We start from the raw sequence: 15,997 nt of genomic DNA, 5'->3' as shown, positions 1-15,997 counted from the left end.
AGAGTTTGACATGAGCCTGCAGTCCAAAGCCGCGCCGGTTCGGTTCGAGTCCGTCACAAAGATGTTTGGCAAGGATGTCGTTGCCGTTGACAACATTAACCTGCATGTCGAAGCCGGAAAGCTGGTCACGCTGTTGGGCCCGTCAGGCTGCGGCAAGACGACGACGCTGAGGATGATCGCAGGGCTCGAAATGGCCACCTCAGGAAAGATCACCATCGGGGATCGCGATGTGACCAAACTGCCCGCGACGGACCGCGACGTATCCATGGTGTTCCAGTCCTACGCGCTGTTTCCTCATATGAGCGTGCTTGAGAACGTGATGTATGGCCTCACGTTCTCGGGTCTTGCTAAAGACGAGGCCCGCCGCCGCGCTTTGGACGGTTTAGAGCTGGTTGGACTGAAAGGTTTTGACGGCCGCCTCCCGTCAGAACTGTCTGGTGGCCAACAGCAGCGCGTCGCTGTAGCGCGGGCTTTGGTGTTGGAACCACAGGTGCTGTTGTTTGATGAACCGCTTTCTAACCTCGACGCGAAATTACGCCGCCAGGTGCGCGAGGACATCCGGGCCATTCAGCAAGACCTTGGCCTGACCGTCGTCTACGTGACACACGATCAGGAAGAGGCTCTGGCGGTGTCCGACGAAATCGTCGTGATGCGGAATGCCGCGATTGCCCAGATTGGCACGCCCCGCCAGCTTTACGACGCCCCAAATGATCGCTTTGTTGCTGATTTTATTGGTGAGGCAAATCTGCTTGCCTGCCAGATCATCTCGGTCGACGGCGACATGGCCACCATCGAGATCGAAGGCTACCGCCATACCTTGGCATCCCGTGGCTTGACCGAAGGGCCTGCGACCGTCGCCATCCGGCCTTCTCGACTTGTGATTGGAGCCGCGCAAGGGGTTGCAGCGACCGTCTCCAAAGCCACCTATGTGGGTGTCCGAATGGAGTACACTCTGACTGGTGCGTTCGGCCAGGTCTTTGCAGTCCATGACGATGTCGATGCGCCGCTAGAGCCGGGTACAGAAGTACAGATGGCCTTCGCCGAGAAAGGTCCGGTGCTTTTGCCCGAATAGATGCCCTGTCTTCTAATCATCACGCACCCCGAGGTCATCATTGACCCGAACACCCCCATTCAGGACTGGGGGCTTAGCGCGGTAGGCCGCCGCCGCGCTGCGGCCTTCGCAACCAGCGGAATTTTTGCAGAAGTTACCCACCTATGGGCCAGCACCGAGCAAAAGGCCCGCGAGACGGCCGACATCCTGGCTGCGCCCCGAAGCCTGCGGATAAAACAAGATGCCGCACTTGGCGAGAATGATCGAAGCGCCACCGGTTTTTTGCCGCGTGACCGGTTCGAAGCTGCCGCTGACGCATTCTTTGCCCACCCCAACACCAGTTTTCGCGGCTGGGAAACTGCCGCTGCCGCCCAGCAGCGGATAAACCAAGCAGTAACTTCAATTATCGAAACGCATGATGGCAGTGACCTCGCCATCGTTACCCATGGGGCCGTCGGGACCCTTCTGTGGTGCTCCTTGTCGGGCCGCCCCATTGATCGGAGGTATGATCAGCCCGGGCAAGGCCATTATTGGCAAGCCGATCTAACGGACCTTAAACCGCTGAGCGGATGGCGCTCAATCGACTAGATTGTCAGGCCTGCCATGCGTTCTCAGAGATTTCACGCAAAGTATCAAACACATCCGGAGTACCAGCGATCACCCGACCGCCGTTGCGGATCATTGCGCCTGCGTCCTGATCTTCGACCACGCCGCCTGCTTCCGCAATCATCAATTGACCAGCCAGACAATCCCAGGCGTTCATATGTTCTTCGACATAGCCAAGCAGCCGGCCCGCTGCGACATAGGCCAGTGACAGCGCGCCACTGGCGTTTCTGTGAAACATGGCCCCACGCTCGATCAGGTTCGCGACGATTGGAACAATGTTACGGTTATCCACCCGGTTCGAATAACCCACTGCCACCGTTCCTTGATGCAGCGCAACACCCGAAGCGACCCTCATTGGCGCATCATTCAGTGTTGCCCCGCCTCCGCGCGAGGCTACGAAGGTCTCATTGATATTTGGGTCATGGATTACACCGATCTCGGTATTTTCCTCAGCGACGCTCGCCAGAACGATGGTCCAGGCCGGAATGCCATTGACGAAATTCGTGGTGCCATCGATTGGATCGATCACCCAGTCAAATCCGCTTGAACCTTGTGTTTCACCATGCTCTTCGCCAAATATGCCATCGTTGGGCCAAGCCTCGGCGATCCTCTGGCGGATGAAGGTTTCGACATTCCGGTCTGCCTCGCTGACCCAATCCTGTGCGCCTTTTTGATCGACGATCAAACCGCCTCGGTCGGAGAAATATCTGGAGGCGATTGTGCCAGCTTCCTTGCAGATCGCGATCGCGAAGTCTTTGCGTTCTTTGAGGTAATCCATTGGGAATCCAAATCATATCTGTTGTTGGCCAAAACTGTGCAGGCTTGGTGATGGAATGGCAAATACCAAATGCTGGTGAACTCGGTCCGGGGCAGCCAATGACAGGCGTGCCTTCAACCGCATTTCGCGTCTTCAAAACGGGGCGCGCAGGTTTCGTGCTAAACACGATGCTGTAAGAATACGTCGCCGGGAACGATTTTAGCATTGAAAAAAATGGTAGCCCGTAGGGGAATCGAACCCCTCTTTCCAGGTTGAAAACCTGGCGTCCTAACCGATAGACGAACGGGCCATTTAGACCAAACAAGCACAAGTGGTAGCCCGTAGGGGAATCGAACCCCTCTTTCCAGGTTGAAAACCTGGCGTCCTAACCGATAGACGAACGGGCCACGCTGGCTTGTGGAGGGCCTTTTACGGTTTACCTTCCCCCCCCGCAAGACGAAAAACGCAAGGCTGTGAAACTTTTTTGGCCGTTCCTGAGCGGCGTTGAAACGGTTGTCAGACAGCTTCTGCCGCGTCTTCCAGCCGCAGCTGCACGCTCTGTCGTCCGCCCCAGGTATTCACCTCAAGCCGACCCGCGAAATGGAACCGCGCACCGCCGTGATTAGACAGGCGATCCCCCAACGGACCGTCGAACGCGCCAAAGGCGATGGCATCCAGTCCGCCAGACATTCCATCCGAAAGTGACAGCTTCAAATGTGTTTCGCCCACGCGTTTAGCAAAGCGCACTTGCAGATCAGGCAGCGCATAGCGCGGGGCAGGGGCACCGGCCCCGAAAGGACCCGCTTTCTCTACCTGTTCGATCAGATCGACTGTCGCGGCCCCGGGCATCAGCGCCCCGTCCAGTTTCAAGTCGGCGGGACCGCCTTGGCCTGCACCCTGTTTGGCCAGAAGCTCGGACAGGCGCGACATTGCAGGCTCCAACTGATCACGCATCACCGTGAGACCGGCCGCCATCTTGTGGCCACCACCCTTAACCAGCAGCCCTTCGGCAGCCAGTCGCTGGATCGACGCGCCCAGATCAACGCCCGAGATCGACCTGCCTGAACCTTTGCCCTCATCCCCGTCGAACCCGATCACGATAGCGGGCCGGTTTGCCGACTCTTTCAGCCGCGAAGCAACGATACCTACCACGCCGGGATGCCAACCGTCGCCTGCAGCCCAGACCAGCGGCCCATCCAACCCACGGTCCTCGGCTTGCGCCAAGGCCGCCGCGCGGACCGCGTTTTCGATCTCGCGCCGTTCCGAATTCAGGGCATCCAGCCGCTCGGATAAGGCTTCGGCCTCAGTGATCGAGTCCGTGCTCAGCAGCCGCGCGCCAAGATCAGCCTGACCAATGCGACCGCCTGCATTGACGCGCGGCCCCAGAAGAAACCCCAGATGATAGCTATTGGGCGCGGTATCCATGCGCGCCACGTCTGACAACGCGACCAAACCAGGCCTTTGCCTTTGGGTCATCACTTTCAGGCCCTGTCGAACCAGCGCCCGGTTGGCGTCGATCAACGGCGCAACGTCCGCCACCGTGGCCAGCGCCACCAGATCGAGCATTGCCATCAGATCCGGCCCCTTGGCCCCGGCCTCACGCAACTGACGACCCGCCTCGACCAGCATCAGGAACACCACCGCAGCAGCGCAGAGATAGCCCAGATCGCCGCTTTCGTCCTGTCGGTTCGGGTTCACCACCGCGACGCAATCCGGCAGGGTTTCTGCACCCAAATGGTGATCCAAAACGATCACATCCGCACCCTTCGCCGCCGCGATAGGTTCGTGGCTCAGCGTTCCGCAATCCACGCAGATTATCAGGTCATGGCTAGCCGCCAGTTCCTGCATTGCAGGTACATTTGGCCCATAGCCTTCATCAATCCGGTCGGGCACATAAAGCGTCGCGGTAAGCCCCATCTGGCGCAGCCACACCAACAACAACGCAGCCGAACTGCCCCCGTCCACATCATAGTCAGCAAAAACTGCGATCTTTTGGCGCTTGCGCACAGATTGTAGAAACCGGGCCGCAGCGACTTCCATATCTTTCATCGATCGCGGGTCGGGCAGCAGTTCCTTCAACTTAGGCTCCAGGAAACCGGCGGCCTCCATCACCGGAACACCACGCCGTGCCAAAACCTGACAGACGGCGCGAGGCAGATCTGTCTGCTGCGCCATCATTTCTGCTGACCGCTCGACCTCAATCCCCGGTCCGATCCAGCGTCGCCCCGTCAGAGATTGCTCTACGCCCAGAAATGCCACATCTCACCTCATGCACTAAGGCCGGACCCCTGCGGATCCGGCCTCTTGGTCTTTTATGAATACTCTTGCTGAAGGCGCTGGCGCAAGCCGCTATGCTTCGTTGTGTGGCCACATCGGCGTGCGGTAGGACATCCGCCGCACCGAGCCCGTTTTTGATCGCATGAGCAGCGTCGTTGTTTCAACCCAACCCGGTTCCCGCTTGATGCGCGGCAGCAGTGAGCCTCCGGTGACCCCAGTAGCGGCAAAGATGACATCCGCCGTTACCATCTCGTCGCGCGCATAAACACGGTCCAGATCGGTGATGCCCGCCTTGGCCGCCCGGCCACGTTCGTCGTCATTACGGAACAACAGGCGGCCATAGATTTGTCCACCCATGCATTTCAGCGCGGCTGCGGCAAGCACACCCTCGGGCGCACCACCTTGACCCATATACATGTCGATGCCGGTCACTTCGCTTTCGGCGCAATGCATCACACCTGCGACGTCGCCATCTGTGATCAGGCGGATCGACGCACCGGTATCGCGGACTTCAGCAATCATCGCTTCGTGGCGGGGACGCTCCAATATGCATACGGTAATATCCGCAGGTTCACAGCCTTTGGCCTTGGCCAGCGCTTCAACTCGATCGCGCGGGCTCATGTCCAAGCTTACGACACCTTCGGGAAAGCCCGGACCAATGGCCAGTTTGTCCATGTATACGTCCGGAGCGTGTAGCATTGAGCCGCGCGGGCCCATGGCAATGACGGTCAGCGCGTTGGGCATATCCTTGGCGGTCAGGGTTGTGCCTTCAAGCGGGTCCAGCGCAATGTCTACGCCCGGGCCGTTACCAGTGCCAACCTCTTCGCCGATATAGAGCATTGGCGCTTCATCACGCTCGCCCTCACCAATGACAACGACACCCTCAATGTCCAGAAGGTTCAGTTGTTCACGCATAGCGTTGACGGCAGCCTGATCGGCAGCTTTCTCATCACCCCGGCCAACCAGAGAGGCGGACGCCAGCGCGGCCTGTTCTGCCACCCGTGCAAGGCCCAGAGACAGCAGGCGGTCGTTGAAATCGATCTTGGCAGCGTTCATCTTCGCATATCCTTTGGTCAGCTAAGGCGTTTTATCCGGCATAGCCTGCGCGCAGCATAGGCCGCAAGGGGTCAGACTTGTTCGATACGCAGGGCGACGGGTTCTCCGGCCACCACATCGGTGGAGCGCAGGCCATCCAGTGCATGGTCCAGCGTCGCCCGCGTGGTTTTGTGGGTCACGATCAGCACAGGCGCTGTGCTTTCTGTGTGCCCATACTGCCGCATCCGGTCGATCGAGACGCCAGCATCGCCCAGAATCGCCGCGACCTTTGCCAGCGCGCCGGGCTTGTCCAGAAGGCCGAGCCGCAGATAGTAGGGTGCAGGTAGGCCAGTAACGGCGGAGGCTGCGTCTTGCAGGGTCGTCGCGGGGCGGCCAAATGTCGGTATATGCAGGCCTCGCGCCAGATCGCAGACGTCGCCCATCACTGCGCTGGCGGTGGGGCCTTCGCCAGCACCGGGGCCACGCAGAACGATTTGTTCAACTGCGTCCCCATCCAGCACAACCATGTTTGTTCCGCCTTCCAACTGACCTAGCGGAGAATTGCTTGGCACTAGACAGGGTTGCATCCGCTGTTCCAGTCCGCGCGCCGTTCGCTGTGCCACACCCAACAGCTTGATGCGATACCCCATGTCGTGGGCCTGATGGATGTCATCGAGGCTAATATGCTGAATGCCCTCGATCTCGATCCCGTCGAAATTCGGCTTGGTGCCAAAGGCAATCGAAGACAGCAGCGCCAGTTTGTGCGCCGCGTCGATGCCGCCAACATCCAGATTAGGATCAGCTTCAAGATAGCCAAGCTGCGCGCATTCCTCGAACAGGGCGTTATAGCCCAACTCCTGCGATTGCATCCGGGTCAGAATATAGTTGCAGGTACCGTTCATGACGCCCATGACACGCGTGATCTCGTTACCCGCCAGTCCTTCGGTCAGAGATTTGATTACCGGGATACCACCCGCGACAGCCGCTTCGAAGCGAATGACACGCCCTGCGGCTTCGGCCAATTCCGCCAGTTCCTGCCCATGAATCGCCAGCAGTGCCTTGTTTGCGGTGACGACATCCTTGCCACTGTTCAGCGCCGCCTCGACCGAAGCTTTCGCGGGGCCGTTCTCGCCGCCCATCAGTTCGACAAAAACATCGATGTCTTCGCGTTTGGCCAATGCAACGGGATCGGTTTCCCATGCATAATCCGAGAGGTTTACGCCACGGTCCTTGCTGGCATCACGGGCCGAAACTGCGGTGATCTCGATGCGACGCCCGGTGCGGGCGTGCAACAAATCGGCATGACGACGCACAATTTTGACCACACCCACGCCAACGGTTCCCAATCCGGCAATTCCAAGCCTCAGCGCCTGTGTCATTCCCTTGGGTCCTTTCTGCTCGCTATACCGCCCGCGATGGCGAAGTGTCCTTTGCGGGCTGCCTTAGCGGGTTCGAGGCAGGGGTGCAATCCGTCTAATCTTTTGGAGCTAGTGACGTGACCGAAATCCTAGTTAATCTCGGCATTCTGCAGCGCTTCGGCCTTTTCCGCCAACGCTTCGCTGCGTGCTGTCAGGTCTTCTTCTACCTCTTCCGCTTCGCTGATTGGATCGGTCGGAGGGCCGAGGGCGGGATCTAAAGCAATAAGCTTGGGGTAGGGTGCCTTGCGCAATGCGGCGGTTTCGCTGCCTTCCAACTCAGGGATATTTGCGCAGCCGGCGGTGGCCAGCACAAAGAGAATGGGCAGCAAAAGCTTCATCGCAGTCCTTCGGGTCGCAGCGTGTATCCCGTGATGCACGTTTTGTCGGAATGGTTCAAGCGGGGTTCTATCTGAACGTCTGTTCAGATACGATCGAAGCATGGCGCGTACACAAGGTTCTCATTCCGATATCACCGGCCCCCGCATTCGCGAGGCCGCACTGGGGCTGTTTGCCCGTCATGGCTATGCTGCGGTTTCAATGCGGCAGATCGCAGGCGAGGTGGGGGTGCAGGCTGGGGCACTCTATAATTACACGCCCGACAAGCAGAGCCTGCTGTTTCGGCTGATGCGCGATCACATGCAGGATCTGATGGCCGCCTATGACGATCTCGACCGGTTTGATAATCCACAAGATGCGTTGCGTCAGTTTGTCGGGTTCCACATCCGTTTTCACCTGCAGCGTCCCGACGAGGTGTTCATCGCTTACATGGAGCTGCGCAATCTGAACCCCGAAAATTTTGCCGAAATCGAGGCCCTGCGCCGCCGTTACGAGGACTCGTTAGAGCATATTCTGCGTAACGGGCAGCAATCGGGTCAATTTTCGGTCACCGATACCAAGATCGCCACATTAGCGGTGATTGCCATGCTGAATGGTGTGATCACTTGGTATCGCAGCGGTGGCCGCCTGTCGCTGGATGAGGTCGAGCAGGTATACTGGGACATGGTCCGCAAAGCGGTTACCGCCTGACCAGCCCTTAGTGGGCCGGGCGGATGAACGTTCCGTTCCGCAACTCCCGAAACGCTTGCTGTAATTCTGCCTGCGTATTCATCACGATCGGGCCATGCCACGCCACGGGTTCATCGATCGGAGCGCCCGAGATCAAAAGAAACCGTACACCCTCGGGCCCGGCCTGAACCGTGATTTCGTCTCCGGTCCCGAACCGAATCAACGTCCTGTCTCCTGACATGTCGCGGATGTTGACCTCTTGCCCGGCGACCTCTTTCTCTAGAAGAATTCCAGTTGGCCGAGACGCATCCGCAAAGGCAGCGCTGCCTTCAAAGATATAGGCGAAGGCCCGGCGGTATGTGTCGATCGGAAAGGTCTTTTTCACCCCTGCCGGTATGCTGATATCCAGGTATTGCGGATCGGCAGCGATACCGTCCACTGGGCCCGTGCGTCCCCAGAATGTGCCGACAATCACACGGACCTTTGTCCCATCATCATCGATGATTTCTGGAATATCAGTGCTTTGAACGTCCTGATAGCGCGGGGCGGCCATCTTCTGATCTGATGGCAGATTGCCCCACAGCTGGAACCCATGCATCTGACCGCTGGCCGACCCCTTGGGCATTTCCTGATGTAGGATACCCGACCCGGCGGTCATCCACTGGACATCTCCGGCACCCAGCGTGCCGCTATTGCCCAGCGAGTCGCTGTGTTCGACTGTGCCGGACAGGACATAAGTGATCGTTTCGATGCCCCGATGCGGATGCCACGGAAAACCGGCCATATAGTCCAATGGGTTGTCATTCCGGAAATCATCGAACAGCAGAAACGGGTCCAGTTCCGACGGGTCCTGAAACCCGAACGCCCGGTGCAGTTTGACGCCCGCGCCTTCCATCGTCGGGACTGCCTTGCGGAATTCCAAAGTTGGTCTGAGTGACATAAAAGCCTCCTGATCCTTTGACCGGAACTTATGCATCGGCCTGAGGCAGTCAATTTGCGCAGGAACACTGAAGCTGTGCGAAGATGCTCAGACAGGTGACGCGGTGCTGTCCTTTGCGTATCAAAGCGGTTAAAGCGGGCGGACAATCAGGAGAACAATATGCAAGAAGAAGTGCTGGCTACGGTCGCGGCCTCGGCACCGCGGCGCTGGACTGGGGTAGGGATGCTGGTCACGGTCGGGGCGTTGGTCATTTACGTCGCGTTGGCATCGCCGCCTGAGTTTGGCTGGCAGGTCTTCTTACTGGTTTCCGGGGCAGCCGCGTTCTGGTTGGCCCGTCGCATGTGGTACGCGACCGAAGACAGGATCGAGCTGACCCAATCCCAATTGCGCACAGGCTCGGGGCAGGTGATCTGCAATATCGAGGATGTCGAAGGCGTAGACCGGGGCGTGTTCGCATTTAAGCCATCAAATGGCTTCTTGGTAATCACTCATGCACGAAGCTCAAACCAGTGGGCGCCCGGTCTTTGGTGGCGTGTCGGACGAAGGATTGGCATAGGCGGCATGACAGCCGCCGCCGAGACCAAATACATGTCGGAAATGCTGTCGGCGATGCTTGCTGAAAAGAGTTAGACACCCAAGCAAGCAGGGTCGGTATTGACGATCTGGTCGAAAACACGCGGGTGTGTGAAGACCAGATTATCCATTTCAAAGTCAGCAAATTTGAATGCCATCTGGAATGGCGCTTTGTATGTATTGTTGGTTTCGACCAGTATCATTGAGCCGTTATCAGGCATGACCGGAAGCCGTTGTTTGATTTTCACGATCTCTGCGTCGGTCCATTTCTGATATCCAGTGCCCCGCACGCAGGACCATAGAACATCGTGGAGATCGTTATCACCATCATAGGTCAGATAGGTCACACGCATCGAGACCGGTGCTCTGGTATCAACCATGTTTTCCAGAAGGTCGTACATAGTGTTGATATACGCGGCGTTAACATCTTCAGCTTCGCGTGAGAGCACATCCGCAACTGCGTAGGCTCCTTTGATGTTGATCGCGCTTTGGCGATAGCTGTCATAATAGGTGTAAGACGCAAACATTGACCAGAACAGCAGCGGCAATATCAGCATTGCCTCGACCGATAAGGCGCCGTCTTCTCGTTTGAGAAAGCGGTTCAGCAGTGCCTTGGGAAGGTTGCGATTCTCTTTGTTAATTCGAGGCATCGGCCACATCCACTGTTGTGTCAGATGAATCGTCAGGATCAGCTGATGAACCACCAAATGGTTCATGAACAAATACGGTCGTCGCCTGCAGTTCCCATTGGCCGTCGTTGTCCTGCTTCGCAATGCCGCTCAGCATCGAAAGCCCAAAAACAGGTGAAACCTCAAGACAGGCGCGGATAATCATAAGCTCATTTGAAGTCCCTTGTTCAAAAACAACTTCGTCCGGCTTACGAATTGTCTCCGGAGTGTCGACGCAATAGGGGGTTGGATCCAACTGATTGCCGACACGCGGATCAATGGACTTCATCTCGAGCGCAAGGTTTTCCGAGCAATTGGTTATCAGCGCTTCGTCACAGATCATTTTCTTCAGCAGCGCGTGATCCCATTCATCTTCCCCTTCAGGAAGGCGATTAAGCCGAACCTCCCGAATTGTCATATCCAGAGATCGTTCAAGATCGGCATGGTGGAAGGATTGCAATCCCAGATCCATGCCTGAATAAGCGACATACAGGAAGAATGGAAACCAGAAGATAAACTCGATAGACGAGTTTCCATCCTCATTCTTTCGAAATCTCCGAAGCCGATTCCGCAGTGTCTTTGTCATTGGGTCAGCCTCAGGTTTTGAATGGAGGTGCTGATTGAATCGAAGACGCGTTCAATCTGATTGCCGGTCGCTTCATAGTAACGGGCAGGTTTGATCGCGCAGTCTTTCAGCATCTGCTTAACACCGTAGGGTGCCTCAAAAGCGATCGAGAAGATGATGACATTATCTTCTTCAGCTTCTTCGCAGAGATCTACAACATTTGGATTTTTGGTCGAAGGACCAATTTCGGTCGTGGAGTCAGCTGCAAATTCTTCGCCGCGATCCCAGCCATAAGCGTGACGCAACATATTCCGAATTGCGTATTTTTCAGTATGCGCCCAGACATCAGGCCATTCCAGTTCTACCGGATCGGAATCTGTTGAAAGCCCTTCGGAGTCTTCGCGTGTTTGCGATCGATCCATCGAATAGCAGGTGCCGTTGTAGTAATCCGTACAGCGGTAGCGCATATAAGTCCCATTGCCATGGGCATGATCTTGGTATTTGTCGCGGGTCCAGCGCCTGTACGAACTGTCCCGCACAGTTGTGGCGACATTAGGCCAAGCCCAGCGGTCATACTCTTCATCGTAGATAGAATACGTTTCGGCATCTTCATTCCAATAGATGTCCGAGGGGCCGTCATTATAAGGCGGATTCACTTTGTGCTGATAAGTGTTTTCGCCATCCGTCATCAGCACCAGAACCTTGAGGGTGTCCGTGGTCTTGTTAGGGGCTGGCCGAATTGCGAACGAGTCCGGAATTTCTGAACTGTCTGCAATCTGAGCGATCAGCGGTTGGATACTATCGTCAAGCAAAGTTAGACCCCACTTGAGGCCCACATCGATCGAAGTCCAGCCGCTTGCCACAAGATTCTGGATCTGACCTTTCAGAATGTCAGGATCATTCTGGATTACCGTCATCTCTCGCCGATCTGTGGTGGTTTCAAGACGGCACGTATTGCTGGTTACCAACGTGTCGCTGAACCTTTTGTCGCTGGAGCCATTATCCTTGAAATGAAGAGTTTGCGGGACATAATCCCCTTTTGTGATGATGTTTCCTTCGTCGTCCACGATGTCGTAATAGTTGAAATCGGTCGTTGTGTAGTCCGAAGCCTGGAAATCGATGCAATTGGCCCTTTCGTTAGCCCCGATCGTGTTCAAAGCATTCATAAGGTAGTCAGGCACCGACACCTGTTCCGAGTAGGGCACGATTGAGATCGACAATCTACCATCTTCAGATTTCAGGATCATCTCATCGATAAAGTCCTCAGCGGCACTTTTGAGGTTGGTCAGCTTTGTCCCGCGCATCGAACCCGAGACGTCCAGAACCAATGAAATTTCGACGTTACCAATCGATTCTTCGGCGATGCTGGTGGCGGTTGTATCAATGTAATCGACGCCACTCCATTTCATGAAGTGTGTCTCAATGCTCATGTCGGCGCTGGCTTCGACTTTCCGCTTTCCTTCAAGTTCTGCAACCTGAGTCACGGTTCCGTCGTCGTTTGTCGTGCATGTCTCGGGCTCGACCTTGATATTTTTGATGATATTCGTATCGAAACCTTCTTTGCGAATGTAATCATTCACCACGACCCGTGGGCAAAGCTCTTGGTCCAGGTCAGCTGCGGCAAGGACCGCGCGGTCCAGTGCGTATTGTAGCCTTACCCTTTCGCGATCATACCGCATGACGTCGACCGCGAACCCGGCCACGGTGAAGACTATCACGATCAGGAAAAGGGCAAGGATCGTCATCGTGCCTTCTGTCGAAGAAACAAAGTGCCGCAAGTGCCGCGAACAACTGTTTTCGCGGCAGAGACGGTTGAATTGGGCCTTCAAATCAAACTTGCGCATAATTGGTTCCTCGGTCGATCAGACACACTGATGCCAGCACTTCGCAACTTTAATAATTTACCCACGGATCGTGGCGAGATTTGGGCGCAGTGGACACTATGCTGCTCGTTTTTAACGAGATTCAGCTTTATTCCCGGTGTTATTGGTGGTTTTGTTTCGCGCCTTTGGACAATCGCGCGGCTTTCGTTAACGCCCGACTCACCAATGGAGCTGAAAAGTAAAGTTCACAAACTGATGAAAATACGTGCAGTTACTGATTGCGGTATTTGGCAAGCAGTGCGACAAAAAGTCATGACGTATCTCGTCTACCGGCACGGAGGATTTTATGACCGGCATTAAAGAACCCAGCTTTCGTGAGAGTGTTGATTTGATGTTCAACAGAGCGGCGTCTCTGATGGATTTGCCGCCCGGGCTAGAAGAGAAGATACGGGTTTGTAATGCCACCTACACCGTTCGGTTCGGGGTGCGTCTGCGGGGGCAGATCCACACCTTTACCGGATATCGTTCGGTTCATTCGGAACATATGGAGCCGGTAAAGGGTGGCATTCGCTATGCCTTGGCGGTGAACCAGGATGAGGTCGAAGCGCTCGCTGCGCTCATGACTTACAAGTGTGCACTGGTCGAAGCGCCCTTTGGTGGCTCGAAAGGGGGCCTTTGCATTGATCCTCGCCAGTATGAAGAACATGAGATGGAACAGATCACGCGTCGTTTTGCCTATGAGCTGGCAAAGCGCGATCTGATCAACCCATCTCAGAACGTCCCTGCGCCCGATATGGGAACCGGCGAGCGCGAAATGGCGTGGATGGCTGACCAATATGCGCGGATGAATACGACCGATATCAACGCGCGAGCCTGCGTGACGGGGAAACCTTTGAACGCCGGCGGCATCGCGGGCAGGGTCGAAGCAACCGGGCGCGGCATCCAATACGCTTTGCGCGAATTCTTCCGAAACCCGGAAGACGTCAAGAAGGCGAACATGTCAGGCTCGCTTGATGGGAAGCGCGTCGTCGTACAGGGCTTGGGTAACGTTGGATATCACGCAGCTAAATTCCTCAGCGAGGAAGACGGGTCGCGTGTGGTCGGCATCATCGAATGGGATGGTGCATTGTATAATCCCGACGGCATTGACGTAGAAGCCGTGCGGCAGTGGATCGTCAAGCATGGCGGCGTGAAAGACTATCCTGACGCCACGCATTCCGCCGAGGGTGGCGCTGTGCTTGAGGCAGAGTGTGACATCCTGATCCCGGCGGCGCTGGAGGGGGTAATAAACCTGTCCAACGCCGAACGTATCAAAGCACCGCTGATCATCGAGGCCGCCAACGGGCCTGTCACGGCGGGTGCGGATGAGATCCTGCGCAAGAAAGGTACGGTGATCATCCCTGACATGTATGCAAATGCCGGCGGTGTGACCGTGTCCTATTTCGAATGGGTCAAGAACCTCAGCCACATCCGTTTTGGCCGGATGCAGCGGCGTCAGGAAGAAGCTCGGCATGAGTTGATCGTCAGCGAATTGCAGCGGCTAGATCGGTATCTGGGTGACGCATGGTCGATGTCTCCGGATTTCAAGGCCAAGTACCTAAAGGGCGCTGGCGAGTTGGAGCTGGTGCGTTCTGGTCTCGATGACACGATGCGCATTGCCTATCAGTCGATGAGCGAAGTCTGGCATGATCGCGCGGATGTCGACGATCTGCGCACGGCGGCCTATATCGTTGCGATCGACCGCGTCTCAAAAAGCTATCGCGCCAAGGGCCTCTGAGCGCGCAAAGAGCAGAAACTTCTTGAGTGGCCAACCAATGGGTTGGCCACTTTTCATTTCGGCCGAAGTCGTCAGAGTGTGTGGATTGGTCGCCCAGCGACAAGTTTTCGTCGAAAACAGGAGTGGAACCGGATTCCGGCGTTGTTACTGCTGGGTGAAGTTGGTTTGATGCCGACACACCTGTAGGGAGGTCTGAATGCGTTTCTCCGGCTTACGTGTCCTGAAAGAGGGCCTGACCGGCAACATAGGCTGGACGCCGCACTGGCGCGAGCCTGAACCGAAATCCGAATATGACATCGTCATTATCGGCGGCGGAGGTCATGGGTTGAGCACGGCCTATTATCTGGCCAAGGAACATGGTCTGACCAATATCGCTGTTCTGGAAAAGGGCTATATCGGTGGGGGCAATGTCGGGCGCAACACCACCATTGTGCGCGCGAATTACTTTTTGCAGGGCAATTCCGAGTTCTACTCGCACTCATTGAAGCTGTGGGAAGGTCTTGAGCAGGATCTGAACTACAATGTCATGCATTCGCAACGCGGGATCATCAACCTGTTCCATTCGGACGGGCAGCGTGATGCCGCTGCGCGCCGGGGCAACATGATGATCAGTCAGGGTGACGATGCTATCCTGCTCAATCGCGATGAATTGAGGCGGATGGTGCCCTTTCTGAATTTCGATGACCTTAGGTTCCCTCTGTATGGCGGTCTCTACCACCCGCGCGGAGGTACAGCGCGACACGATGCAGTGGCCTGGGGCTATGCGCGCGGAGCGGACCAGCGCGGCGTGGATCTGATCCAGAACTGCGAAGTGACCGGTATTGATATCGAGAATGGCGTGGTGCGCGGTGTTCAGACCTCGCGCGGGCCGATCCGGGCCAAGAAGGTGGCGATGGTTGCTGCCGGGCGTTCAGGTCAGGTGGCGGCGATGGCTGGAATGAGGCTGCCGATTGAAAGCCATGTCTTGCAGGCCTTCGTGACCGAGGGTCTGAAGCCCTGCATCGATCATGTGGTGACGTTTGGCATGGGGCATTTCTATATCAGCCAGTCAGATAAGGGCGGTCTGGTCTTTGGCGGTGATCTGGATTTTTACACCTCCTATGCGGCGCGAGGTAATTTGCCCACCGTCGAAAGCGTGATGGAGGCCGGGATGGCGCTGATGCCGATGATCGGCAAGGCACGGGTGCTGCGATCCTGGGGCGGGATCATGGATATGTCGCCCGATGGCTCTCCGATCATAGACCGAACGGATATTGATGGGCTCTATCTCAATTGCGGCTGGAACTATGGTGGCTTCAAGGCGGTTCCAGGTTCGGGGAATGTGTTTGCGCATCTGATTGCGACGGATCGGTATCACGAGAATGCCACCGGCTTCCGACTGGATCGTTTCCGCACCGGGCGCGGGATTATCGATGAAGAGGGCAAGGGCTCTCAGCACAATCTGCATTGAGGGGCGCGATGTTGGATTTGGGTATTATTGAAAAGATCAAGAAGGGCGCGCG

The 15,997-nt window shown here is 56.5% G+C and carries 16 protein-coding genes and 2 tRNA genes; 7 read left to right on the top strand and 11 right to left on the bottom strand.

All coding sequences use genetic code 11. The features are described 5' to 3' along the window. Nucleotides 1-10 precede the first annotated feature (10 nt). Together ACR0NE_RS07925 and ACR0NE_RS07920 are read left to right on the top strand one after the other, a co-directional pair. On the top strand, nt 11-1,072 hold the full coding sequence (locus ACR0NE_RS07925; RefSeq protein ID WP_170597896.1) for an ABC transporter ATP-binding protein: 1,062 nt from the start codon (nt 11-13) through the stop codon (nt 1,070-1,072). Next, nucleotides 1,073-1,639, top strand: a complete 567-nt coding sequence (locus ACR0NE_RS07920) for a histidine phosphatase family protein (RefSeq protein WP_170597898.1) — start codon at nt 1,073-1,075, stop codon at nt 1,637-1,639. A gap of 4 nt (nt 1,640-1,643) precedes the next feature. Here the strand turns inward: ACR0NE_RS07920 and ACR0NE_RS07915 are convergent, their stop codons facing one another. From ACR0NE_RS07915 to ACR0NE_RS07885, 7 genes are all read right to left on the bottom strand, one after another. Further along, nucleotides 1,644-2,435: an inositol monophosphatase family protein gene (locus ACR0NE_RS07915; protein WP_170597900.1), complete on the bottom strand. Its 792-nt coding sequence runs from the start codon at nt 2,433-2,435 to the stop codon at nt 1,644-1,646. A 214-nt stretch (nt 2,436-2,649) separates the two neighbouring features. Beyond that, nucleotides 2,650-2,724 (bottom strand) — tRNA-Glu (locus ACR0NE_RS07910). 22 nt (nt 2,725-2,746) lie between these two features. Continuing rightward, a tRNA-Glu gene (locus ACR0NE_RS07905) sits at nt 2,747-2,821 on the bottom strand. 109 nt (nt 2,822-2,930) lie between these two features. Beyond that, nucleotides 2,931-4,673 carry a single-stranded-DNA-specific exonuclease RecJ gene (gene recJ / locus ACR0NE_RS07900; RefSeq protein ID WP_170597902.1) on the bottom strand — a complete coding sequence of 581 codons (1,743 nt, stop codon included), beginning with the start codon at nt 4,671-4,673 and terminating at the stop codon, nt 2,931-2,933. A gap of 90 nt (nt 4,674-4,763) precedes the next feature. Then, entirely contained in the window at nt 4,764-5,747 is a 984-nt protein-coding gene (gene glpX / locus ACR0NE_RS07895) for a class II fructose-bisphosphatase (RefSeq protein WP_170597904.1), read from the bottom strand. Nucleotides 5,748-5,818: 71 nt separating this feature from the next. Further along, nucleotides 5,819-7,105 carry a homoserine dehydrogenase gene (locus ACR0NE_RS07890; RefSeq protein WP_170597906.1) on the bottom strand — a complete coding sequence of 429 codons (1,287 nt, stop codon included), beginning with the start codon at nt 7,103-7,105 and terminating at the stop codon, nt 5,819-5,821. Nucleotides 7,106-7,233: 128 nt separating this feature from the next. Further along, entirely contained in the window at nt 7,234-7,482 is a 249-nt protein-coding gene (locus ACR0NE_RS07885) for a hypothetical protein (protein ID WP_170396262.1), read from the bottom strand. A gap of 100 nt (nt 7,483-7,582) precedes the next feature. Between ACR0NE_RS07885 and ACR0NE_RS07880 the strand changes: the two genes are divergently transcribed. After that, nucleotides 7,583-8,170 (top strand): TetR/AcrR family transcriptional regulator, encoded by a 588-nt coding sequence (locus ACR0NE_RS07880; RefSeq protein WP_170422345.1) that lies wholly within the window; start codon nt 7,583-7,585, stop codon nt 8,168-8,170. Nucleotides 8,171-8,177: 7 nt separating this feature from the next. Here ACR0NE_RS07880 and ACR0NE_RS07875 read toward each other — a convergent pair whose 3' ends face one another. After that, the gene (locus tag ACR0NE_RS07875) at nt 8,178-9,089 is read right to left on the bottom strand and encodes a pirin family protein (RefSeq protein ID WP_170597908.1); all 912 of its coding nucleotides are present in this window, start codon (nt 9,087-9,089) and stop codon (nt 8,178-8,180) included. Nucleotides 9,090-9,248: 159 nt separating this feature from the next. Here ACR0NE_RS07875 and ACR0NE_RS07870 point away from each other — a divergent pair, with 159 nt between their 5' ends. After that, entirely contained in the window at nt 9,249-9,719 is a 471-nt protein-coding gene (locus tag ACR0NE_RS07870; protein ID WP_170422341.1) for a hypothetical protein, read from the top strand. Here ACR0NE_RS07870 and ACR0NE_RS07865 read toward each other — a convergent pair. Genes ACR0NE_RS07865 through ACR0NE_RS07855 form a run of 3 tightly spaced genes read right to left on the bottom strand, consistent with a single transcriptional unit; the run spans nt 9,716 to nt 12,640 of the window. Further along, nucleotides 9,716-10,312: a hypothetical protein gene (locus tag ACR0NE_RS07865; protein ID WP_170396270.1), complete on the bottom strand. Its 597-nt coding sequence runs from the start codon at nt 10,310-10,312 to the stop codon at nt 9,716-9,718. The genes ACR0NE_RS07870 and ACR0NE_RS07865 overlap by 4 nt on opposite strands. Continuing rightward, nucleotides 10,299-10,916 carry a TadE/TadG family type IV pilus assembly protein gene (locus tag ACR0NE_RS07860; protein WP_170396272.1) on the bottom strand — a complete coding sequence of 206 codons (618 nt, stop codon included), beginning with the start codon at nt 10,914-10,916 and terminating at the stop codon, nt 10,299-10,301. The genes ACR0NE_RS07865 and ACR0NE_RS07860 overlap by 14 nt, the downstream gene beginning before the upstream one ends. Continuing rightward, nucleotides 10,913-12,640, bottom strand: a complete 1,728-nt coding sequence (locus ACR0NE_RS07855; protein WP_255612046.1) for a pilus assembly protein TadG-related protein — start codon at nt 12,638-12,640, stop codon at nt 10,913-10,915. Before ACR0NE_RS07855 ends, ACR0NE_RS07860 begins: the two co-directional genes overlap by 4 nt. 129 nt (nt 12,641-12,769) lie before the next feature. Between ACR0NE_RS07855 and ACR0NE_RS07850 the strand changes: the two genes are divergently transcribed. The 3 genes from ACR0NE_RS07850 (at nt 12,770) to ACR0NE_RS07840 (ending at nt 15,945) form a co-directional block, all read left to right on the top strand. Next, the gene (locus ACR0NE_RS07850) at nt 12,770-13,078 is read left to right on the top strand and encodes a hypothetical protein (RefSeq protein WP_170396276.1); all 309 of its coding nucleotides are present in this window, start codon (nt 12,770-12,772) and stop codon (nt 13,076-13,078) included. After that, nucleotides 13,065-14,495 (top strand): Glu/Leu/Phe/Val family dehydrogenase, encoded by a 1,431-nt coding sequence (locus tag ACR0NE_RS07845; protein ID WP_170597910.1) that lies wholly within the window; start codon nt 13,065-13,067, stop codon nt 14,493-14,495. The genes ACR0NE_RS07850 and ACR0NE_RS07845 overlap by 14 nt, the downstream gene beginning before the upstream one ends. 196 nt (nt 14,496-14,691) lie before the next feature. After that, a complete protein-coding gene (locus ACR0NE_RS07840) occupies nt 14,692-15,945 on the top strand; it encodes a sarcosine oxidase subunit beta family protein (RefSeq protein ID WP_170597912.1) in 1,254 nt (417 codons plus the stop codon). Nucleotides 15,946-15,997 lie beyond the last annotated feature (52 nt).

The organism is Ruegeria sp. C9 (assembly GCF_056537585.1).
Note: the sequence above shows the minus strand (reverse complement) of the source record. Positions and strands in the feature narration are given on the sequence as shown.

Bases quoted from the DNA above. Each gene is read 5' to 3' on its own strand.
- ACR0NE_RS07925 (WP_170597896.1), top strand. From the start codon at position 11: ATGAGCCTGCAGTCCAAAGCCGCGCCGGTTCGGTTCGAGTCCGTCACA.
- ACR0NE_RS07920 (WP_170597898.1), top strand. From the start codon at position 1,073: ATGCCCTGTCTTCTAATCATCACGCACCCCGAGGTCATCATTGACCCG.
- ACR0NE_RS07915 (WP_170597900.1), bottom strand. From the start codon at position 2,435: ATGGATTACCTCAAAGAACGCAAAGACTTCGCGATCGCGATCTGCAAG.
- glpX (WP_170597904.1), bottom strand. From the start codon at position 5,747: ATGAACGCTGCCAAGATCGATTTCAACGACCGCCTGCTGTCTCTGGGC.
- ACR0NE_RS07890 (WP_170597906.1), bottom strand. From the start codon at position 7,105: ATGACACAGGCGCTGAGGCTTGGAATTGCCGGATTGGGAACCGTTGGC.
- ACR0NE_RS07885 (WP_170396262.1), bottom strand. From the start codon at position 7,482: ATGAAGCTTTTGCTGCCCATTCTCTTTGTGCTGGCCACCGCCGGCTGC.
- ACR0NE_RS07880 (WP_170422345.1), top strand. From the start codon at position 7,583: ATGGCGCGTACACAAGGTTCTCATTCCGATATCACCGGCCCCCGCATT.
- ACR0NE_RS07875 (WP_170597908.1), bottom strand. From the start codon at position 9,089: ATGTCACTCAGACCAACTTTGGAATTCCGCAAGGCAGTCCCGACGATG.
- ACR0NE_RS07870 (WP_170422341.1), top strand. From the start codon at position 9,249: ATGCAAGAAGAAGTGCTGGCTACGGTCGCGGCCTCGGCACCGCGGCGC.
- ACR0NE_RS07865 (WP_170396270.1), bottom strand. From the start codon at position 10,312: ATGCCTCGAATTAACAAAGAGAATCGCAACCTTCCCAAGGCACTGCTG.
- ACR0NE_RS07860 (WP_170396272.1), bottom strand. From the start codon at position 10,916: ATGACAAAGACACTGCGGAATCGGCTTCGGAGATTTCGAAAGAATGAG.
- ACR0NE_RS07855 (WP_255612046.1), bottom strand. From the start codon at position 12,640: ATGACGATCCTTGCCCTTTTCCTGATCGTGATAGTCTTCACCGTGGCC.
- ACR0NE_RS07850 (WP_170396276.1), top strand. From the start codon at position 12,770: ATGCCAGCACTTCGCAACTTTAATAATTTACCCACGGATCGTGGCGAG.
- ACR0NE_RS07845 (WP_170597910.1), top strand. From the start codon at position 13,065: ATGACCGGCATTAAAGAACCCAGCTTTCGTGAGAGTGTTGATTTGATG.
- ACR0NE_RS07840 (WP_170597912.1), top strand. From the start codon at position 14,692: ATGCGTTTCTCCGGCTTACGTGTCCTGAAAGAGGGCCTGACCGGCAAC.